This is a genomic window from Pandoraea thiooxydans (assembly GCF_001931675.1).
Taxonomy (GTDB): domain Bacteria; phylum Pseudomonadota; class Gammaproteobacteria; order Burkholderiales; family Burkholderiaceae; genus Pandoraea; species Pandoraea thiooxydans.
The window spans coordinates 344,608-365,494 of record NZ_CP014839.1; the positions used below are offsets into that span (position 1 = coordinate 344,608).

17 protein-coding genes are annotated in these 20,887 nt (G+C 65.8%); 14 read left to right on the forward strand and 3 right to left on the reverse strand.

What is annotated here, in order from left to right; translation table 11 throughout:
• Nucleotides 1-5: 5 nt before the first annotated feature.
• Complete coding sequence (gene dacB, locus PATSB16_RS01600) at nucleotides 6-1,517, reverse strand: D-alanyl-D-alanine carboxypeptidase/D-alanyl-D-alanine endopeptidase (RefSeq protein ID WP_047216145.1); 1,512 nt, start codon at nucleotides 1,515-1,517, stop codon at nucleotides 6-8.
• Between the two features lie 99 nt (nucleotides 1,518-1,616).
• On the opposite strand from dacB, the gene PATSB16_RS01605 reads away from it, so the two are divergent.
• From PATSB16_RS01605 to PATSB16_RS01620, 4 genes are all read left to right on the forward strand, one after another.
• A complete protein-coding gene (locus PATSB16_RS01605) occupies nucleotides 1,617-2,288 on the forward strand; it encodes a response regulator (protein ID WP_047216146.1) in 672 nt (223 codons plus the stop codon).
• 8 nt (nucleotides 2,289-2,296) lie between these two features.
• On the forward strand, nucleotides 2,297-3,607 hold the full coding sequence (locus PATSB16_RS01610; protein ID WP_047216850.1) for an ATP-binding protein: 1,311 nt from the start codon (nucleotides 2,297-2,299) through the stop codon (nucleotides 3,605-3,607).
• A gap of 167 nt (nucleotides 3,608-3,774) precedes the next feature.
• The gene (locus PATSB16_RS01615; protein ID WP_047216147.1) at nucleotides 3,775-5,256 is read left to right on the forward strand and encodes a DegQ family serine endoprotease; all 1,482 of its coding nucleotides are present in this window, start codon (nucleotides 3,775-3,777) and stop codon (nucleotides 5,254-5,256) included.
• 83 nt (nucleotides 5,257-5,339) lie between these two features.
• Nucleotides 5,340-5,765: a carboxypeptidase-like regulatory domain-containing protein gene (locus tag PATSB16_RS01620; protein WP_047216148.1), complete on the forward strand. Its 426-nt coding sequence runs from the start codon at nucleotides 5,340-5,342 to the stop codon at nucleotides 5,763-5,765.
• Between the two features lie 102 nt (nucleotides 5,766-5,867).
• Here the strand turns inward: PATSB16_RS01620 and PATSB16_RS01625 are convergent, their stop codons facing one another.
• Nucleotides 5,868-6,875 carry an XdhC family protein gene (locus PATSB16_RS01625; RefSeq protein ID WP_047216149.1) on the reverse strand — a complete coding sequence of 336 codons (1,008 nt, stop codon included), beginning with the start codon at nucleotides 6,873-6,875 and terminating at the stop codon, nucleotides 5,868-5,870.
• Between the two features lie 254 nt (nucleotides 6,876-7,129).
• Between PATSB16_RS01625 and PATSB16_RS01630 the strand changes: the two genes are divergently transcribed.
• The 7 genes from PATSB16_RS01630 to PATSB16_RS01660 are packed head-to-tail and all read left to right on the forward strand — an operon-like array spanning nucleotide 7,130 to nucleotide 13,941.
• On the forward strand, nucleotides 7,130-7,603 hold the full coding sequence (locus tag PATSB16_RS01630; protein ID WP_047216150.1) for a (2Fe-2S)-binding protein: 474 nt from the start codon (nucleotides 7,130-7,132) through the stop codon (nucleotides 7,601-7,603).
• 4 nt (nucleotides 7,604-7,607) lie between these two features.
• Nucleotides 7,608-9,980 (forward strand): xanthine dehydrogenase family protein molybdopterin-binding subunit, encoded by a 2,373-nt coding sequence (locus PATSB16_RS01635; RefSeq protein ID WP_047216151.1) that lies wholly within the window; start codon nucleotides 7,608-7,610, stop codon nucleotides 9,978-9,980.
• Between the two features lie 15 nt (nucleotides 9,981-9,995).
• The gene (locus tag PATSB16_RS01640) at nucleotides 9,996-10,796 is read left to right on the forward strand and encodes an FAD binding domain-containing protein (RefSeq protein WP_047216152.1); all 801 of its coding nucleotides are present in this window, start codon (nucleotides 9,996-9,998) and stop codon (nucleotides 10,794-10,796) included.
• Nucleotides 10,793-11,749 (forward strand): AAA family ATPase, encoded by a 957-nt coding sequence (locus tag PATSB16_RS01645; RefSeq protein ID WP_418303881.1) that lies wholly within the window; start codon nucleotides 10,793-10,795, stop codon nucleotides 11,747-11,749. Before PATSB16_RS01640 ends, PATSB16_RS01645 begins: the two co-directional genes overlap by 4 nt.
• Entirely contained in the window at nucleotides 11,749-12,912 is a 1,164-nt protein-coding gene (locus PATSB16_RS01650) for a vWA domain-containing protein (RefSeq protein WP_047216153.1), read from the forward strand. The genes PATSB16_RS01645 and PATSB16_RS01650 overlap by 1 nt, the downstream gene beginning before the upstream one ends.
• A gap of 45 nt (nucleotides 12,913-12,957) precedes the next feature.
• The gene (locus PATSB16_RS01655) at nucleotides 12,958-13,557 is read left to right on the forward strand and encodes a CoxG family protein (RefSeq protein ID WP_047216154.1); all 600 of its coding nucleotides are present in this window, start codon (nucleotides 12,958-12,960) and stop codon (nucleotides 13,555-13,557) included.
• A gap of 12 nt (nucleotides 13,558-13,569) precedes the next feature.
• The gene (locus tag PATSB16_RS01660) at nucleotides 13,570-13,941 is read left to right on the forward strand and encodes a winged helix-turn-helix domain-containing protein (RefSeq protein WP_047216155.1); all 372 of its coding nucleotides are present in this window, start codon (nucleotides 13,570-13,572) and stop codon (nucleotides 13,939-13,941) included.
• Nucleotides 13,942-13,947: 6 nt separating this feature from the next.
• On the opposite strand, the gene PATSB16_RS01665 is transcribed toward PATSB16_RS01660, so the two are convergent.
• Nucleotides 13,948-14,595, reverse strand: a complete 648-nt coding sequence (locus PATSB16_RS01665) for a TetR family transcriptional regulator (protein WP_047216156.1) — start codon at nucleotides 14,593-14,595, stop codon at nucleotides 13,948-13,950.
• A 362-nt stretch (nucleotides 14,596-14,957) separates the two neighbouring features.
• Between PATSB16_RS01665 and PATSB16_RS01670 the strand changes: the two genes are divergently transcribed.
• Genes PATSB16_RS01670 through PATSB16_RS01680 form a run of 3 tightly spaced genes read left to right on the forward strand, consistent with a single transcriptional unit; the run spans nucleotide 14,958 to nucleotide 20,827 of the window.
• Nucleotides 14,958-16,148, forward strand: a complete 1,191-nt coding sequence (locus PATSB16_RS01670) for an efflux RND transporter periplasmic adaptor subunit (RefSeq protein WP_047216157.1) — start codon at nucleotides 14,958-14,960, stop codon at nucleotides 16,146-16,148.
• Between the two features lie 15 nt (nucleotides 16,149-16,163).
• Nucleotides 16,164-19,334 carry an efflux RND transporter permease subunit gene (locus PATSB16_RS01675; protein WP_047216158.1) on the forward strand — a complete coding sequence of 1,057 codons (3,171 nt, stop codon included), beginning with the start codon at nucleotides 16,164-16,166 and terminating at the stop codon, nucleotides 19,332-19,334.
• On the forward strand, nucleotides 19,331-20,827 hold the full coding sequence (locus PATSB16_RS01680) for an efflux transporter outer membrane subunit (protein ID WP_047216159.1): 1,497 nt from the start codon (nucleotides 19,331-19,333) through the stop codon (nucleotides 20,825-20,827). The genes PATSB16_RS01675 and PATSB16_RS01680 overlap by 4 nt, the downstream gene beginning before the upstream one ends.
• The last annotated feature ends 60 nt before the right edge of the window (nucleotides 20,828-20,887 follow it).

A 20,887-nucleotide genomic window follows, 5' to 3' on the forward strand; every position in this document is an offset into this window, starting at 1 on the left:
GCGTATTACGGCGCGTGGTGGTAAACCCAGTCGAGCAGCCCATTGAGCAGCGCAATGCCGTCGCGCGCCTGCGGGTCGTTGACGATGCCCACCACCACATAGCTGCTGCCCGCGGCGGTGCCGACGTAGCCGGCGATGGCACGCACGTCATCGAGCGTGCCGGTCTTGACGTAGGCATTGCCGCTTACGCCGTCGCCCCGGAGCCGATTGCGCATCGTGCCGTCGACGCCCACCAGCGGCAGGCTCTGCATGAACTGCTGGCCGGTCGGACGATTGATCGCGTACTGCAGCAGCCGGCCCATGTCGGCCGCGGTAATACGCGCACGGCGCGACAGGCCGGAGCCGTTGTCCAGCACCAGGCCAGGCATCGACAGACGGGCTTGCGCCAGCCAGGCGTGAACCGCCTGACGTGCTTTGTCGAGCGTCGCAGGCGGCCTCTCCTCGCGCGCGCCCAGGGTCAGGAAGATCTGGCGTGCCATCACGTTATTGCTGAACTTGTTCATGTCGTAGATCGCCTGCGCCAGGGTCTGGCCGCGATACGACGCAACCAGGCGGGCGCCGGGCGGCACCACACCGTCGCGCACACCGCCGTCTAGCTGTCCGCCGGCGGCTAACCAGAGCGCACGGAAACCGTCGAGGAAAAACTGGTTGGCGTCAGGTGCGGCGACGTTCCACTGCTGGGCGCCGCACGACACCGGGTAGCCGCCCGAGAAATGTGCCACCAGTGCGCCGTTCGCGTCGGCCTCGAGTCGCGGATGGATGCGGCTGAGCCAATCGCCGCAGGGCCCGCCGACGGCAGTCAAGCCGTTGTCGATGGTCAGTGGCGACAGCGGCGGCAGCACGCTGATATCGACGCCTTGCCCGGCGCTCGCATCGAAACTGAACGACAGCGCCTTGAATGCATACAGCAACGGATCTGGAGAAACGTTATACGGACGGTCGAGTCCGTCGTCGATCGGCCCGCCATCGCGGATGCCGGGGCCGTAATAGCTGCGGTCGAGCACCAGGTCGCCGTCGATCCGGTCGATGCCGGCATCGCGAATGTCGGCGACCAGCTTGACCATCTCTTCGGGCACCAGCTTGGGATCGCCCGTGCCCCGTACATAGAGATTGCCGTGCAGCACGCGGTTCTCGATCACGCCATCGGTGTAGGTGGCCGTGCGCCATCGATAATCCGGACCGAGCAGATCGAGCGAGGCCGCCGTGGTGACCAGTTTCATGGTCGAGGCGGAGTTGCGCGGCAAATTGGCGTTCAGGGACAGCAGGGGCCGGGGGCTCGCGCGGCGTGTCGCATCGGCGTCGCCGATCGGTGCCACGTAGAGGCTGACGTGGGCGGCCGGCAGCCGTGACGCGGCCAGCAGGCGAGCGAGTTGCGGCGGCAGGCCGGTATGCCGCGCGAGCGCGTGAGGCGGACGATGGCGCGCCTGCTTGCCGTGGGCCTGGCTTTGCGGCGCACCGATCAGACCGAGGGCGCAGACAGCGCAGAGCAAGGGGGCAAACAGGAATTTGGAACGCATGAGCAAATCGCTGGATCGAACGGATTGGGTAGGGCAGCCGTCATTGTAGATAAAATGGCCGGCAACCGACGATTCGATAAAGCAATGGGAGCAAGCGCGATGCGGATTTTGCTGGTGGAAGACGATCGCATGATTGCCGAGGCCGTGAGCAAGGGCTTGCGTCAGGATGGCTGGACGGTCGACTGGGTGGCCGATGGGCAGCAGGCGCTCAATGCCGTCGACCTCCAGCCTTACGATGGCGTGCTGCTCGATCTTGGGTTGCCAAAGCGCGACGGCATCGACGTGCTGCGCACGCTGCGCGCGGCGGGCAAGACGTTGCCGGTGCTGGTGGTGACCGCACGCGATGCGGTCAAGGAACGCGTGCTGGGCCTGGATGCCGGGGCCGACGACTATCTCGTCAAGCCGTTCGAGCTCGACGAGCTGGCAGCACGCATGCGCGCGCTGCTGCGCCGCCACGCCGGGCGCAGCGAGCCGGTGATCCGCCATGGCGCGCTGACACTGGATCCGGCGGCGCACGCGGTCAGCCTCGACGAGCGGCCGGTGCCGCTGTCGGCGCGCGAATACGCATTGCTCGAGGCGTTGCTGATGCGCCCCGGCGCAGTACTCTCGAAAAGTCAGCTCGAGGAAAAACTCTATGGCTGGGGCGAGGAAGTGAGCAGCAATACGGTCGAGGTCTACATTCACGGCTTGCGCAAGAAACTCGGCGGAGACTGGATCCGCACCGTGCGCGGCGTCGGCTACATGGTGGCGCCCGCCGGCGCCGCGCAATGATGCGTGCGATGCGCTCGATCCGGCGCGAATTGCTGGTCAGCCTGCTGCTGACGATGCTGCTGGCGCTGGTGCTGGCCGGCGTGGCCATCTACCGGCAGGCGTTGTGGCAAGCCAATGAGCTGTTCGATTTTCAATTGCAGCAGATGGCCCTGTCACTGCCGCCGGAGGCGTTCTCCTCGGTACCCGGCATGCGTGACAGCGAGGGCGGGCTGGTCATCCAGATCTGGAGCCGCAATGGCGTGCAGCTCTATTATTCGCATCCGCGCGCGCCATTGCCGCACCGGGCCGAACTCGGCTTCAACACCATCAGCACGCCCCAGGGCGACTGGCGCGTCTACGGCGCCGTGGTCGGGCACAACGTCGTGCAGCTGGCGCAGCCGATGAGCGTGCGCGATACGCTGGCTGCTGCGCTGGCGGTGCGTACGCTGCTGCCATTGGTCATACTCGTACCAGTCCTGGCGTTGCTGGTGTGGCTGATCGTCGGACGCGGCCTGCGTCCGCTCCGACGGGTCGCGCACGCGCTCGATCAGCGCGCGCCGGGTGCGCTCGAGCCGCTACCCGACACCCGCCTGCCCGATGAGGTGCGCCCGCTGGTGCTGGCGCTCAACAGCCTGCTCGAACGTCTATCGCATGCCCTGGATCAGCAAAAGGCGTTCGTCGCCGACGCCGCGCACGAACTGCGCACGCCGCTTACCGCCCTGCAACTGCAGTTGCAGATCGTGGAGCGCGCGAGCGACGACGAGGAGCGGCGTGGTGCGCTGGCGGACTTGCGGCACGGCATGCAGCGCGCCACGCGTCTGGTGCAGCAGTTGCTGACGCTGGCGCGACAAGATCCCGAAGCGCCCAGCAATCTTCAAAAAATCAATCTGGACGATGTGTTGCAGGCCGTTGTCGCATCCTATGCGCCGCTGGCCGAAGCGCGCCGCATCGATCTGGGTCTGGAGCGCGCCGTCTCGGATGAGATGCCGACTCAGGTGTCGGGCGATGCCGACGCACTGCGCACCCTGTTCGGCAATCTGATCGACAATGCCATCAAATACACGCCCGAAGGCGGGCGCGTCGATGTCCGGCTCGCGCCGCGGCGGGTCGACGTGATCGACACCGGGCCGGGCATTCCGGCCGACGAGCGCCCGCGCGTGTTCGATCGCTTTTATCGCCGCACCGGGCAAGCCGGCGACGGCAGCGGCCTGGGCCTGGCGATCGTCAAACGTATTGCCGAGGCCCACCATGCCGACGTCATCCTGAGCGACGGCGCCGATGGCCGCGGCCTGTGCGTGAGCGTGCGATTCGCCGAGCCCGCTGCCGCCCCGCTGCTGTAAGCCGATCGCCCGAAGGCGGGAGCGGTCCTGGTTGAACGCGGATGCCGGCGTGGGGGGAACCTTGGCCGTTTCATCCCCGCACAAAATCCAAACCTGCCGTTAAGGTTGCCTTAAGTCTGCCTCGTTACGCTGCAGTCATACGAACTGCTTTGTTAGAGGAGAGGCTCATGCAAACCAAGAAATTAACGCGTGCGCTGGTCGCCGGCGGGGTGATCGCCGCGCTGTCGGCGAGCTATCTGGCGGGACGCCAACACTGGGAGACCACCATGGTCACGCCCGCGGTGGCGGCGGCAACGACCGTGTCGCAACCGGCGCCGCAGATGATGGTGCCGGACTTTTCCTCGATCGTGCAGCACTATGGCCCGGCCGTGGTCAACATCAGCGCTTTGCACGACGCCAGCGCCGCAAGCGAGTCGAATACGGTTCAAATGCCACCTGGGATGAATCAGAACGACCCGTTCTATCAGTTCTTCCGGCAGTTTTACGGCGGCATGCAGCAGCAACCGCAAAACAGCCAGCCTTCGGAGGATCTCGGCTCGGGGTTTATCGTGAGCCCGAATGGGTATATCCTGACCAATGCGCATGTCGTCGACGGCGCGCAGCACGTCACCGTCAAGCTGACCGACAAGCGTGAATACAAGGCCAAGGTCATCGGCAGCGACAAGGCCAGCGACGTTGCGCTGCTCAAGATCAATGCCACCGGCCTGCCGACGGTCAAGATCGGCAATCCGGCCGATACCAAGGTCGGCCAATGGGTGCTGGCGATCGGCTCGCCGTACGGCTTCGACAACACGGTTACCTCCGGTATCGTCAGCGCCAAGTCGCGCTCGCTGCCGGACGAGAACTATGTACCGTTCATTCAGACCGATGTGCCCGTCAACCCCGGCAACTCCGGCGGGCCGCTGTTCAACCTCAAAGGGGAGGTGATCGGTATCAACTCGATGATCTATACCCGCACGGGCGGCTTCCAGGGTCTTTCGTTCGCCATCCCGATCGATCTGGCGATGAAGGTCAAGACGCAGCTGCAGCAATACGGCAAGGTCACGCGCGGCCGTCTCGGGGTAGCGATCCAGGAAGTCAGCCAGCCGCTGGCCAAATCGTTCGGCCTGTCCTCGCCGACCGGCGCGCTTGTCAGCTCCATCGACAAGAGCGGCCCGGCCGCGAAATCCGGCCTGAAGCCGGGTGACGTGATTCTCGCGGTCAATGGCAGCAAGGTCGACGACTCGACGCAATTGCCGGCGATGATCGCCGACATGCGCCCAGGCGATACCGCCGATCTGCTCGTTTGGCACGATGGTGCGAAGCATCACGTGAGCGTCAAGCTCGGGTCGTACAACGCGACCGAACTTGCGTCGAATGGCGGCAGTCAAACAACGCATACGAAGCTTGGCGTGAGTGTGCGCAGCCTGACGCCGAACGAAATGAGCGAGGCCCAGGTCTCGCACGGCCTGCTGGTCGAGCGCAGCAGCGGTCCGGCCGAACAGGCGGGCGTGCAGGCCGGCGACATCATTCTGTCGATCGACGGCACGCCGGTCAGGAGTGCGGCGCAACTGAGCGCCAAGATCAAGACTGCCGGCGAGAACGTGGCCTTGCTGATTCAACGCGATGGCCAGCAGATCTTCATCCCGGTCGATCTGGGCCTCGGTTGAGCGGGTGTGAGCCGCCCGCGAAGCTTGGGGCGGGGCCGGCCCACACCGGCCCCGTGAGGCGGTGTTCTAAAAAGGAGTCGAACATGAAACAGGGAATGGTACGGTGGGCCGCATGTGCGACGTTGGTGCTGGCAAGCGGTGCGCAGATCGCATGGGCGGAGCCGGCGGCATTGCCGCAAGTGCATCACTCTGGCGCGGTGAGCTATCTGTCCGGCGGCGTCGGCAGCGACGAATCGTCGGCGATCAAGGCGGTCACGCCCGACTACCCGCTGGCCCTCGAGTTCTATGGGAAGAGGAAAAGCGGCAACGTGTACCTCGCCGACGTGCCGGTCACGATCACTTCGAACCATGGCACGGCGGTGCTCGACGCGACGTCCCAAGGGCCTTTCATGCTGGTCAAGCTGCCGCCCGGCAATTACACCGTGACGGCGCGGCACGACGGCAAGAAGCTCAGCCGCAACGTGTCGATTTCCAAGGCCGGACATGCCAGAGCCGCGTTCTTCTGGTAGGCGCGGCATATCGAATTGAGTCTCCAACGCGAACTTGCGCCGCCCGCGGGCGGCGTTTTTTTGTTGGGCGGCAGCCGGCGCGCAAGCGCCGATGCGCCGCGCTCAAGCGGTGGTCGCGCAGGCCGTGCCAAGCGGCGCCGATTCCTTGGCGGAGAAATTCTGCAGCACCGGAATGCCGTTCTTGATGGCGGTCATCTCGGCCATGATCGCCACGGCGATCTCGGCCGGCGTGCGCGCGCCGAGATATAACCCTATGGGGCCATGCAGCCGGGCGATTTCGCTGCTGCTCAGATCGAACAGCGACAATCGCTCGCGGCGCTTTTCATTGTTGATGCGCGAACCGATCGCGCCGATATAGAAAGCAGGTGACTTGAGCGCTTCGAGCAAGGCCATGTCGTCGAGCTTGGGGTCGTGAGTCAGCGTGACGACGGCACTGTGCGCGTCCAGCCGCAAGCGCACGATCAGGTCGTCGGGCATCTCTCGTACCAGTTCGGTATTCGGCACATCCCATTCCTCGGCATACTCCTCACGCGGGTCGCAGACGATTACGTGATAGTCGAGCGCCACCGCCATGCTCGCGACATAACGGGAGAGTTGCCCGGCGCCGATCACGATCAGGCGAAAGCGCGGTCCATGGGAAGTGATCAGGCGCCGGCCATCGAATTCCAGCGCGGGTGTGCGATGGCCGGGCACGATGCGAACCTCGCCGGTGGCCATATCCAGCTCCCGCACCACCAACCGGTACTGGGCGATCGCCGCCAGCAGGTCCCGCAGCCGCGCTTTCGCCCCGATCGGCTCGAGCACGATCTGCAGTGTGCCGCCGCACGGCAGGCCAAAGCGCTGCGCCTGCTCGGCCGATACACCATAAGTCGTCAATTCGGGTGTGCTGCTCGGCCACTGGCCGCCGCGCACGCGGTCCATCATGTCGTCCTCGACGCAGCCGCCCGAGACCGAGCCCTTCAGGTGGCCGTCTTCGCGAATCACCAGCATCGAGCCCACCGGGCGAGGTGCCGAGCCCCATGTGCGCACGACCGTGCCGAGGGTGACGAAATAGCCGGCCTCGGTCCATGCCGCCGCAATTTTAAGAACCTCCAGATCGACGCTGTCCATGCGTTTCTCCCATCGGAGTTCGCCCGCCGATGGGCGCTCCGAAGCACAATCGACGTACGCGGCCTGACGGCCGCACGTCCTACCCGAACCAGTATAGCGGCAAATCTCTCGCTGTATACCGCGGAATATACGGGGCCGGTAGCGCGAGGCGGTGGCCGCAACCCGGGAAAATGCGCTTGCGTTGCAGCAGGCTTGGGACAACAATGAAATCTGCTTGTCGGTTCATGCCTTCACCAAAACCTGAGGAGACACGCATGACAGTCAAGGTGTCCTTGACGGTCAACGGCCGCGCCGTGACCGCTGAAGTTCCTCCCGAAACCCTGCTGGTTCAATTCATCCGCGACAACCTCCGCCTGACCGGCACCCACGTCGGTTGCGACACCTCGCAATGCGGCGCGTGCACGGTGCTGCTCGACGGCCGCGCGGTCAAGTCGTGCGCGATGCTGGCGGCGCAGGCCGACGGCGCCTCGCTGACCACGATCGAGGGGCTGGCCGCCGCGGATGGCGCATTGCATCCGATGCAGGCGGCATTTCGCGAACATCACGGGCTGCAATGCGGCTTCTGCACGCCGGGCATGGTGATGAGCGCGTGCGAGCTGGCCGGGCGCAAGCCGGCGCCGAGCGAAGCGGAGATTCGGCGCGCCCTGGAGGGCAATCTGTGCCGTTGCACCGGTTACCACAACATCGTCAAGGCGGTGCAGGCCGGCTTGGCAGCGATGGAGGGCTGACACCATGACGACCGATCTCGCGGGCGGCATCGGCCAGGCCGTGCGCCGCAAGGAAGACTATCGTTTTCTCACCGGCGCCGGCCAGTACACGGACGACGTCCAGATGGACGGGCAGACGTATGCGTACTTCGTGCGTTCGCCTTACGCCCACGCGCGCATTCGCGGCTACCGGCTCGACGCCGCGCGCCAGGCGCCCGGCGTGGTGGGGATTTTCACGGGCGAAGACATCAAGCGCGCCGGCATCGGCGGCTTGCCGTGCGGCTGGCTGATTACCGACGTGCACGGCCAGCCGATGAAGGAGCCGCCGCATCCGGTGCTGGCCATCGACACGGTGCGCTATGTCGGCGACCAGGTTGCGCTGGTGATCGCCCAGACGCTGGCGCAGGCGCGTGATGCGGCCGAGTTGGTCGACGTCGATTACGAGCCGCTGGATGCAGTTGTCGCGCCCGATGCCGCAGTGCGCAGCGGCGCGCCGGCGGTCCACGATATCGCGCCGGACAACGTGTGCTACGTGTGGAGTCTGGGCGACCAGGCGGCGGTCGACGCGGCAATGGCCAAGGCCGCGCATGTCACGCGCCTGGACTTCGTCAACAACCGCCTGATTCCGAATGCGATCGAGCCGCGCGCCGCGGTGGCGCACTACAGCCGCGCCGACGACAGCTACACGCTCTATGTCGCTAATCAGAACCCGCACGTCGAACGCCTGCTGATGGCCGCTTTCGTGCTGAACCTGCCCGAGCACAAACTGCGCGTGGTGGCGCCCGACGTGGGCGGCGGCTTCGGCTCGAAGATTTTCCTGTATGCCGAGGAAACCGCGCTGGTATGGGCCAGCAAGCAAATCAATCGCCCGATCAAGTGGACCGCCGAGCGCTCCGAGTCGTTTCTTTCCGACGCGCACGGGCGCGACCACGTGACCACGGCCGAGCTCGGGCTCGACGCGAACGGCAAGTTTCTCGCCCTGCGGGTGCATACCAAGGCCAACCTGGGCGCCTACCTGTCGACCTTTGCCTCGAGCGTGCCGACCATCCTGTATGCGACTTTGCTCGCCGGCCAGTACACCACGCCGGCGATCTTCTGCGAAGTCACGGGTGTTTTCACGCATACCGCACCGGTCGATGCCTACCGCGGCGCGGGCCGCCCCGAAGCGACCTATGTGGTCGAGCGCATCGTCGAGACCGCGGCGCGCGAGATGAAGATCGATCCGGTCGAGCTGCGGCGCCGCAATTTCATCACGCAGTTCCCGTATCAAACGCCTGTGGCCTTGTGCTACGACACCGGCAATTACGGCGCCAGTCTCGACAAGGCGCTGCAACTGGCCGATGTCGCGGGTTTTCCGGCGCGCCGCGAGGCGGCCCGGCAACGCGGCAAACTGCGCGGACTGGGTTATTCGTGCTACATCGAGGCCTGCGGCCTGGCACCGTCGAATATCGCCGGACAGCTCGGCGCGCGCGCCGGGTTGTTCGAGGCCGGCGAAGTGCGCGTGCATCCCACCGGCAAGGTGACTGTATTCACCGGCTCGCACAGTCATGGGCAGGGACACGAGACGACCTTCACGCAAATCGTTGCCGACCGGCTCGGTATCGCCTACGAGGACGTCGACATCGTGCACGGCGACACCGGACGCGTGCCGTTCGGGATGGGCACCTACGGCTCGCGCTCGCTCGCGGTGGGCGGCTCGGCGATCGTCAAGGCGCTCGACAAGGTGATCGCCAAGGGCAAAAAGATCGCCGCGCACATGCTCGAGGCGGCCGAAGGCGACATCGAGTTCAAGGACGGGAAATTCAGCGTCGCGGGCACCGACAAGGCGCTACCGTTCGCGCAGATTGCCCTGTCGGCTTACGTGCCGCACAACTACCCGCTCGAATCGCTCGAGCCTGGGCTGGACGAGTCGGCATTCTACGATCCGACCAACTTCACTTATCCGGCCGGCAGTCATATCTGCGAGGTCGAGGTCGATCCGGATACTGGCCAGACCGAAATCGTCGCCATGACCGCGGTCGACGACTTCGGCAACATCGTCAACCCGATGATCGTCGAGGGACAAGTGCATGGCGGCCTGGCGCAGGGCATTGGCCAGGCATTGCTCGAAGGGTGCGTCTACGATCCCGAGAGCGGACAGCTGCTCACGGGCTCCTACATGGATTACGCGATGCCGCGCGCCGACGATCTGCCCAGCTTCGCGGTGGACACCACCTGTACGCCATGCACCCACAACCCGCTGGGCGTCAAGGGGTGCGGCGAGGCCGGCGCGATCGGCTCGCCCCCAGCTGTCATCAACGCGATCACCGACGCGCTGGGCGTGCTGCATCTGGAGATGCCGGCCACGCCCGAGCGCGTGTGGCGTGCGCTGCAAACGTCGTCCAATGGCCGTGCCTGAAGCGAGGGAGTCCTAATGAAATCATTCAACTACCATCGTCCGGCCGATCTTGCCGATGCGGCGAAGTGGCTTGCCGCGCACCCCGAGGCCCGCCTGCTGGCCGGCGGCCAGAGCCTGTTGCCGGCGATGAAACTGCAATTGGCGGCGCCCTCCGATCTGATCGATTTGGGAGCGCTGGCCGCGCTCAAGGGCATCCGCGTCGACGGCTCGCAGGTGGTGATCGGCGCGATGACCCCGCACGCCGAAGTCGCCGCATCGGCCGAAGTGAGACGGGCAATTCCCGCGCTGGCGGCACTGGCCGACGGTATCGGCGACCGGCAGGTGCGCAATCGCGGCACCCTGGGCGGCTCGCTGGCCAATAACGACCCGGCCGCGTGCTATCCGGCGGCGGTGCTCGGCCTGGGCGCGGTGGTGCGCACCGACCGGCGCGAGATTGCCGCCGACGATTTCTTTCTCGGCATGTACGAGACCGCGCTCGCGCCCGACGAAATCATCACGGCGGTGGCGTTCCCGGTGCCGCGCCGCGCGACGTATCTGAAATTCCGCCAGCCGGCATCGCGCTTCGCGCTGGTCGGCGTGTTCGTCAGCGACGGGCCGCAGGGCGTGCGCGTGGCCGTCACTGGAGCCGGGCCGTGCGTGTTTCGCGCGAGCGCGCTCGAGGCGGCGCTGGGCAAGCAGTTCAGCGCCGACGCACTGCGCGGCATCACCGTCGACCCGGCGGAGCTGAATTCGGACATGCACGCCAGTGCCGACTATCGCGCGCACCTGATTCCGGTGCTGACCGGGCGTGCCGTCACCGCGGCGCTGGCTGCATGAGCGACGCGACCGGCATGCCGGACTTGCCCGGCACGGTCGACGCGGTGCAGGCGGCGTTGGCCGGGACCGGTTATATCGCGCCGCGCAATCTGGCGACCACGATTTTCCTGGCGCTGCGCATGGGCCGGCCGTTGTTTCTCGAGGGCGAGGCCGGCGTTGGCAAAACGGAAGTCGGCAAGGCCCTGGCCAGCGTGCTCGGGCGCCGGCTGATCCGTCTGCAATGCTATGAAGGGCTAGATATCTCGGCGGCCGCCTACGAGTGGAACTACGCGCGCCAGATGCTCGAGATCCGTCTGGCCGAGGCCACGCGTGCGGCGCCCACGCTGGACAACCATGCGCTGAGTGCGCATCTCTACAGCGAGACTTTCCTGCTCAAGCGGCCGCTCCTGCAAGCGCTGGAGGCCGACCTGGCCGGGCCGCCGATTCTGCTGATCGACGAACTCGACCGGGCCGACGAGCCATTCGAGGCCTTTTTGCTGGAGATCCTGTCAGACTTTCAATTGACCATCCCCGAGTACGGCACGATCCGCGCGGCCGAACCGCCGGTGGTGGTGCTGACCTCCAATCGCACCCGCGAGATTCATGACGCGATCAAGCGCCGCTGCCTGTATCACTGGGTCGACTACCCGAGCGCCGCGCGCGAGCTGGAAATTCTGCAGAGCAAAGTGCCGGATGCGCCGGCCGCACTGTCGCGCCAGGTGGTCGCGTTCGTGCAGCGCCTGCGCGGCGCCGACCTGTTCAAGTCGCCCGGCGTGGCAGAAACGATCGACTGGACCCGCGCCTTGACCACGCTTGATAGCCTGGTGCTCGACCCCGACACCATCGATGCAACGCTCGGCGCGCTGCTCAAATACCAGGACGATCTGCTGCGCGTTCAGGGCCAGGTCGCCGCCGATATGCTGCGAGACATTCAAGCCGGCTTGGCTCAGGCCGCGCCGGGCGCCGTATCGTGATGGCGGCAGCGGCACCCGCCGGCAAGCTTGCCGAGAACCTGCTGCATTTCGCCCGCGTGCTGCGCGCCGCGGGCGTGCCGGTCGGTCCGGCGCAGGTTGCCGATGCGCTGGTCGCCGTGCAGCTGATTGGCGTCGAGCGGCGCGACGACTGGTACGCCGCGCTGGCAGCGCTGTTTTTGACGCGGCATGAACAGCGCCCGCTGTTCGATCAGGCTTTCCACGTGTTTTGGCGCGCGCCCGACCTGCTGGGCCAGGCGCAGCGCCTGCTCTTGCCGCAGATTACGGGACGTCTGCCGCGCCCGCGCGAGCTCAGCCCGCGCCTGGCCCAAGCCTTCGCGCCGAGCGGGCTCGAGCAGCCGCGCGTTGGCGCACCTGCCGAGCAGCAGGAATTCGACGCGGTGCTCGAATTTTCCGCGCGGGAACGGTTGCAGTCGCGCGACTTCGAGCAGATGACGCCGGACGAGTGGGCAGTGGCGCGGCGTTATGCGGGACGCCTCGCACTGCCATTGCGGCCCGTGCTCACGCGCCGCTGGCGACCGGGCGAGCCGGGCGCTGTTGACATGCGGCAGACGTTGCGCGCGAGCCTGCGGTGCGGCGGCGAACCGGTGCTGTTGCGCCGTCGCCGCCAGGTGCGCCGAACTCCGCCGCTGGTGGCGCTGTGCGACATTTCCGGCTCGATGCACCGTTACACCCGCGTGCTGCTGCATTTCCTGCATGCGCTGGGGCAGCAGCAGAAGCTGTCGGTGTTTCTGTTCGGCACGCGCCTGAGCAATATCACGCGCTGTCTGCGCGCGCGCGACGTCGATGACGCGATGCGCGCGGTGAGCCGCGCGGTGCCCGACTGGTCGGGCGGTACACGGATCGGCCCCTGTCTCGAGCAGTTCAATCGTGTGTGGGCCCGGCGCATGCTCACGCAGCGGGCCGCGGTGCTGCTCGTGACCGACGGTCTCGACCGGGCCGAACCGGGCGTGTTGCAGGCAGCGATGCAGCATCTGCGACTGGCCAGCCGGCAAATCCTGTGGCTCAACCCACTGTTGCGGTACGAGGGGTTCGAACCCAAGGCCGCCGGCATTCGTGTCATGCTACCGTTGGTCGACCGGCACCTGCCGGCGCACAATCTCGACTCGCTCGCGCAACTGGCGCAAGTGCTGCGCGGCGCCTGAGCGGCGTGCCGGCGCCGCAACCCGTTCAAGCCAAGGAGGTTGGTCATGGAAATGCAGAATTCCCGCGTGCTGCCCGTGTCGCAAGAGGCCGTGTGGCAGGCGCTCAACGACCCGGCCGTGCTGCGCCAGTGCATTCCCGGGTGCGAGTCGCTGGAGCGGGCCGCCGACGACACCTACGACGTCGCGATGCTCGCCTCGGTCGGGCCGGTCAAGGCCCATTTCAAGGGGCGCATGACGCTGGCCGACGTGGTGCCCCCTACCTCTTACGTATTGCGCTTCGACGGGCAGGGTGGCGCCGCCGGGTTCGGGCGCGGCGAGGCACAGGTCACGCTGGCCGCGCAGGGGGCGGCCGAGACATTGCTGACCTATCACGTCAAGGCCCAGGTCGGCGGCAAGCTGGCCCAGCTCGGTTCGCGGCTGGTCGATGGGGCTGCACGCAAGCTGGCGGACGATTTTTTCTCACGCTTTACCGACGCGCTGGGCGTGACGCCCGAGGCGCCGGCACCAGCCCAGGCCGACGCTGCCTCAACGGTGGCCGAGCCGGCCGCGCGCCAGCCTACGCCGGCGATGCGGCGGCTATGGCTGTGGGTCGCACTGGCTGCTGCCGTAGTCGTCGCGGTGCTGTATGGCGGCCACGTGGGCTAGGGGCGCGGCGCAATGAGCGAGATCGGCTATGACCTGCGGGTACGGATTCGTTGCGGCCAGACCCGCGTGCTCGGGCCCGGCAAGGTGCAATTGCTGCGGGCCATCGAGCAGACCGGGTCGATCTCGGCCGCGGCGCGGCAACTGGAGATGTCGTACCGCCGCGCCTGGCTGCTGGTCGAGGCGATGAATCGCGATTTTCGCGAGCCGCTGGTGACGCGTCACATCGGCGGCGCGGCCGGTGGCGGCGCCAACGTCACCCCGTTCGGTCACACGGTGCTCGAGACTTACGCGCGCCTCGAGACCGATCTGCGCGAACAGCTCGACGCCCGCGCGGCGGTGTTTGCGCCGCTGCTCAATCAGGCGTGCGCCGACCGGTCGCCGTGAATTGCATCAATTCGCCGTGGCCACACGCAGTGCCGGACTGTAGCGCAGCATGTCGAAGAAGCCGTCGGCCATTGCGCTGGCCTCGGCCTCGAGATCGAAGCTGCGCGGCAGGAACAGCCAATTACTGATCAGGCCGGTGAGCATCGCGTGCATCAGCACGGCGGCGCGGCGCGTATCGAGGTCGGCCGGCAATTGCCCCAGGGATACCGCGTCGCACAGACAACGCTCCATGCGGTTGCGCCCGTCGGCGCAAGCCTCCTGGTGGCGCTCCATCACCGGACCCATTTCCTCGGTGTATTCGCACTTGTGAAACAGGATGTCGAGCACCCGGCGGCGGTGCGGATTGCGCGCCGTCTCGCACAAAACCTGGGTGAATACGCGGCGTAGCGTCTGGGCGGGATCCGGGTCGGGATCGCTGATGCGGCAACGCTCGACCATGGTTTCCATCGGCAGCCGAATGCGGTCGAACATGGCCGTGAAAAGATCCGCCTTGTTCTTGAAATGCCAGTAAATCGCACCGCGCGTGACGCCCGCGGCCGTCGCGATATCGGCCAGCGAGGTGCGCGAGACACCCTGCTCGAAAAACACCTGTTCGGCGGCATCGAGAATCTGGTGACGGGTTTCGAGAGCCTCTTCCTTGGTTCTGCGGACCATTTTTCTGGTTCTCTGGAGCGTTTCAGAAAGCCGCCGGCGCAGCCTTGCGGCGCGGGGCGAGCGGGCATGCGATCGGCGAATTTTTACTATGTGGAACCGATCATTACAACGTATTTCAATTAAAACATTCATTAATGAATGTATATATAATAGCAGCCGCACAACGGACTAGCCACACCGGTTGCCACACGTGTGACGGCGTCGCCGCCAGTGGGCGGATTGCCAGGAAAGCCTGGGCAGCGCCAAGTCAGGCGAGGCACGTCCCATCCTTTGACGTCGCGGGGCCGGGCGCTGCCCGGCGATCACGATGCCGCCGCTTACCCCGTTACCGAATGACTCAGCCTAGACACAGAGGTCGCTCCATGCGTTTTGGTCGGAATTCCACGCGTTTGATCTACGCCGTTGCTGCGGTTTCGGCGCTGCTGCTCGCCGGCTGCGCCAAGAAACAGACGCCGTCGCCGAAGCCGTTCGAAGTCGGCGTGGTCACGGTACATGCGCAGAGCGTGCCGGTTACCACCGAATTGCCTGGGCGCACGTCGGCGTATCTGGTTGCGCAAGTGCGCGCCCGCGTCGATGGCATCGTGCTGCATCGCGAGTTTACCGAGGGCGGCCAGGTCAAGGCCGGCCAGCGTCTCTATCAGATCGATCCGGCGCCCTACCGGGCGGCTTTGGACAGCGCTCGCGCAACGCTGCAAAAGGCGCGCGCCAACCTGAGCTCGACTTCGGCCCTGGCGGCCCGCTACAAAGTGCTGGTGGCCGCGCATGCGGTCAGCCAGCAGGATTACGACAACGCCGCGGCCGCGCAGGCACAGGCGGCCGCCGACGTCGCCGCGGGCAAGGCGGCGGTGGAAACCGCGCGCATCAATCTTGGCTACACGGACGTGATCTCCCCGATCACCGGCACCATTGGCGTGTCGAACGTCACGCCCGGCGCCTATGTGCAGGCGAGTGCCGCGACACTGATGGCGACCGTGCAGCAAACCGATCCGATCTACGTCGACGTCACGCAATCGACCGTCGATCTGCTGCGCCTGCGCCGCGAGCTGGCCAACGGCCGGCTGCAATCGGCCGGCCCCAACGAGGCCAAGGTCAAGCTCGTGCTGGATGACGGTTCGATTTACCCGCTCGAAGGCAAACTCGAGTTCACCGACATCACGGTCGACCAGACCACGGGCACGGTCACGCTGCGCGCGGTTTTCCCAAATCCGAAGCATGAGCTTCTGCCCGGCATGTTCGTGCGGGCGCGCCTGGAGGAGGGCGTCAACGACCGCGCGATCCTGGTGCCTCAGATCGGTGTCACGCACGATGCGAAGGGCACGCCGACCGCGTTGGTGGTCGGCGCCGACGACAAGGTCGTGCTGCGCACGCTGAGCGCGAGCCAAACCTACGGCAATGACTGGATCGTCAACAGCGGCCTCAAGCCAGGCGACAAGGTGATCGTGGCCGGCGTCCAAAAAGTGCAGCCCGGCATGACGGTCAAGCCGGTCGAGCAGCCGATGCCGCCGGTGAACGCTTCCGGCGCGGCGGCTGCCGCGGCCGGACAGGCCCAATAAGCGGGAGCGCGGTCCATGGCCAAGTTTTTTATCGATCGCCCCATTTTTGCGTGGGTGATCGCAATCGTCCTGATGCTGGCCGGCGCGCTGTCGATCAAGACACTGCCGGTCGAGCAGTATCCGACCATCGCGCCGCCCGGCGTGCAGATTCGCGCGTCCTATGCCGGCGCCTCCGCGCAGACGGTGGAAGACACGGTGACGCAGGTCATCGAGCAGCAGATGAACGGCCTCGACAATCTGCTCTACATCGCCTCGACCAGCGACGACTCCGGCACGGCGCAGATCACGCTGACCTTCGCCCCGGGTACGGATCCGGATATTGCCCAGGTGCAGGTGCAGAACAAGCTGCAGTTGGCCACGCCGTTGCTGCCCCAGGCGGTGCAGCAGGCGGGGGTGAGCGTGACGAAATCGCGCACCGGCTTCCTGATGGCGATGGCGTTTGTCTCGACCGATCACAGCATGACGAAGTACGACCTGGCGAACTACCTCGTCTCGCATGTGCAGGACCCCATCAGCCGGGTCAACGGCGTTGGCACGGTGACGGTGTTCGGCACGCAATATGCGATGCGCGTCTGGCTCGATCCGAACAAGCTGGCTCGTGTGGGCCTGACCCCGGTGGACGTCGTCAATGCGCTCAAGGAGCAGAACGTCCAGGTCGCCGCCGGGCAACTGGGCGGCACGCCGGCGGTGCCGGGCCAGTCGCTGACCGCGACCATCAGCGAGGCGACCCTGCTGCGCACCCCGGCGCAGTTCGGCAACGTGCTGCTCAAGGTCAATCCGGACGGCTCCCAAGTTCGCATCAAGGACGTCGCACGCGTTGCGTTGGGCGGCGAAAACTATATTACGGCGACTAAATACAATGGCGCGCCCGCGGCCGGCCTGGGCATCCAGTTGGCCACCGGCGCCAACGCGTTGCAGACCGCCGATGCGGTACGCGCGAGAATCAACGAGCTGTCGCGGTATTTTCCGCATGGCCTGAAAGTCGAGTATCCGTACGATACGACGCCGTTCGTGAAAATCTCCATCGAGGAGGTCGTCAAGACGCTGCTCGAGGGGATCGTGCTGGTGTTCCTGGTGATGTATCTGTTTTTACAGAACCTGCGCGCCACCCTGATTCCGACCATTGCGGTGCCGGTCGTGCTGTTCGGCACGTTCGGCGTGATGGCGTTGGTCGGCTTCTCGATCAACACGCTCTCGATGTTCGGCATGGTGCTGGCGATCGGGCTGCTGGTCGATGACGCGATCGTGGTGGTGGAGAACGTCGAGCGGGTCATGGCCGAGGAGGGCCTGTCGCCGCGCGACGCGACACGCAAGGCCATGGGGCAGATTACCGGAGCGCTGGTCGGCGTGGCGCTGGTGCTCTCGGCGGTATTCGTGCCGATGGCGTTCTCCGGCGGCGCGGTCGGGGCGATCTATCGGCAATTCTCGCTGACCATCGTGGTGGCGATGATTCTGTCGGTGCTGGTGGCGTTGATCCTCACCCCGGCGCTTTGCGCGACGCTGCTCAAGCCGATTCCGAAGGGGCATCATGCCGAAAAGCAGGGCTTTTTCGGGTGGTTCAATCGCACCTTCGACAATGGCCGGCAAAAATATCACGCCGGCGTGCACCACGTGCTCAAACGCTCGGGCCGCTGGCTGCTGCTGTATCTGTTGCTGATCGGCGCGGTCGCGCTGCTGTTCGTGCGCATGCCGACTTCGTTCCTGCCCAACGAAGACCAGGGCACTATGTTCATCCAGGTGCAGACGCCGCCGGGCACGACGCAGCAGCGCACCGAGCAGGCGCTCGACGACGTCAGCCACTACCTCCTGAATCAGGAGCGTGACGTGGTCCAGTCGACCTTCGAGGTGGCGGGCTTCAACTTCGCCGGGCGCGGCCAGAATTCCGGGTTGGTATTCGTGCGGCTCAAGGACTGGAGCCTGCGCACGGCCGACAAGGACAAGATGCAGGCACTGATCGGACGGATCTTCGCGCATTTCTCCTCGTACAAGAATGCGGTGGTGATCCCGATCAATCCGCCGCCGATCCCGTCGCTGGGCACCGCATCGGGCTTCGACTTCGAGCTGGAAGACCGTGCCGGCCTCGGCCACGCGGCCCTGATGGCCGCGCGCAACGAGCTGCTGAGAACGGCCGCGAAAGACCCCGATCTGTCGCTGGTGCGGGCCAATGGCCTGGACGACCAGCCCGAGTTCAAGGTGCATATCGACCGCGAGAAAGCCAGCGCGCTGGGCGTGCCGCTCGCCTCGATCGACCAGACCTTCTCGATTGCCTGGGCCTCGGCCTACGTCAACAACTTCCTCGACACCGACAACCGCATCAAGCGTGTCTATGTGCAGGCCGATGCGCCGTATCGCATGAATCCCGCCGATATCGACCGCTGGTACGTGCGCAACACGCAAGGAAAAATGGTGCCGTTCTCGTCGTTCGCCACCGGTTCATGGACTTACGGATCGCCCAAGCTGGAACGCTATAACGGCGTCTCGTCGATCGAAATCCAGGGTAGCGCCGCGCCCGGCAAGAGCTCGGGCCAGGCGATGAACGAAATCGAAAAACTCGCCAGCAAGTTGCCCAAGGGCATCGGCTACGAGTGGACCGGGCTGTCCTATCAGGAGCGCCTGTCGGGCTCTCAGGCGCCGGCGCTGTACGCCATCTCGATTCTGGTGGTGTTTCTCAGTCTGGCGGCGCTGTATGAAAGCTGGTCGATCCCGTTCTCGGTCATCATGGTGGTGCCGCTTGGCATCATCGGCGCCTTGCTGGCGGCGACCGGGCGGGGCCTCTCGAACGACGTGTACTTCCAGGTCGGCTTGCTGACCACGGTGGGGCTATCGGCGAAAAACGCCATTCTGATCGTCGAGTTCGCCAAGAGCCTTCAGGAGCAGGGCATGTCGGCGATGGCCGCGGCCATGGAAGCGGCCCGCCTGCGGCTGCGGCCGATTCTGATGACGTCGATGGCGTTCATTCTCGGCGTGTTGCCGCTGGCCATCAGTAACGGCGCGGGGTCGGCCAGCCAGCACGCGATCGGCACGGCCGTCATCGGCGGCATGGTGACGGCGACCTTCCTGGCTATCTTCATGATTCCGATGTTCTTCGTGGTGATTCGCGAGAGATTCTCCAAACGCAAGCCGGACTCGCGGGGCGCATCGGCTGTCAATGGCGATGCGCAGGATTCCGAAGGAGATCAATCATGAACCGGCTTTCTCTGCCGCTCGCCCTGGGAGTCGCCGCCCTGATGGCGGGCTGCTCGCTGCAGCCGCATTATGAGCGTCCGGCAAGCGGCGTGGCCTCGGCTTTTCCTACCGGCGCCGCGTATCGGAGCGGCGCGCCGGCCGATGGCGCCAAGCAGCTTCCGGCGATCGACATCGGCTGGAAGAATTTCTTCGGCGACCCTCGCTTGCGCGCATTGGTGGCGCTGGCGCTGCGCAATAACCGGGATCTGCGCGTCTCGGCGCTCCAGGTGCAGGAAGCGGCAGCGCAATACCGGATCGTGCGCGCCGGCCTGTTTCCGACCGTCAACGCGACGGCCAGCGATACGCGTTCACACGTTCCTGCCGACTTGAGTTCGTCGGGCAAGCAGGTGTCCGGCGCATATTCGGTAGGGTTGGGCGCGGCATCCTGGGAGCTCGATTTCTGGGGCCGCATCCGCAGCCTCAAGGCACAGGCGTTGGCTCAATATCTGGCGAGTGCGCAAGCGCGCAAAGCGGCGGAAATCTCGCTGGTATCCCAGGTCGCCGACCAATACATCACAGTACGTGCCTACGACGAACAGCTCGAGGTCACGCGCGAGACGCTGCGCAATGCCCAGGCGTCCTACCAGTTGGCCAGGCTGCAGTTCAACGTCGGCACCGGTTCGGAGCTCACCCTGCGCGAAGCCCAGGGCGTGGTCGAGCAGGCCCGCGCCAGTCTGGCCAGCCAGGTGCGTTTGCGTGCGCAGGCTGAGAACGCCTTGACGCTGCTGGTCGGCGAACCGCTGCCGGCCGATCTGCCGGCCCCCATGCCGCTCGACGACCAGCATATCCTGGCCGACATCCCGGCCGGGCTGCCGTCCGACCTGCTGGTGCGCCGGCCCGACATCATGGCCGCCGAACAGCGGTTGCGCGCGGCCAATGCGAATATCGGCGCGGCTCGCGCGGCATTCTTTCCGAAGATCGCGCTGACGGCCCAGTTCGGGACCGAGAGCGCGACGCTCGGCGGGCTGTTCAAGGCCGGCTCGGCGGCATGGACGTTCGCGCCGCAGATCACCTTGCCGATCTTCGATGCGGGCACCAACCTGGCCAATCTCGACCTCGCCCATCTGCAGAAGAACGTGGCGATCGCGCAGTACCAAAAGACGATTCAAACGGCTTTTCGCGAAGTCTCGGATGGTCTGGCCGCGCGCGGCACCTACGACGATCAGATCGCGGCGTTGCAGCAGTACGTCGTTTCTCAGCAGCGCCGGCTCGACTTGTCGAATCTGCTTTACAAGAACGGCGCCGCTAGCTATCTGACGGTGCTGACGGCACAAACCGATCTGTACTCGGCCCAGCAGTCGCTGATTACCGCCCGCATGCAGCGCCTGACCAATCTGGTCGATCTGTACCAGTACCTCGGCGGCGGTTGGATAGCGCATACGGGCGATGCGCCACGGCCGCCGGATGCGCCGCTACAGGTCGGCGCATCCGGCACCGGCGCGGCGTCCGACTAGAGGCATGCGTCTAGCCGCGCGCTAGGTGCGCGCGGCAATCGCAGCTATGCTCGAACTCAT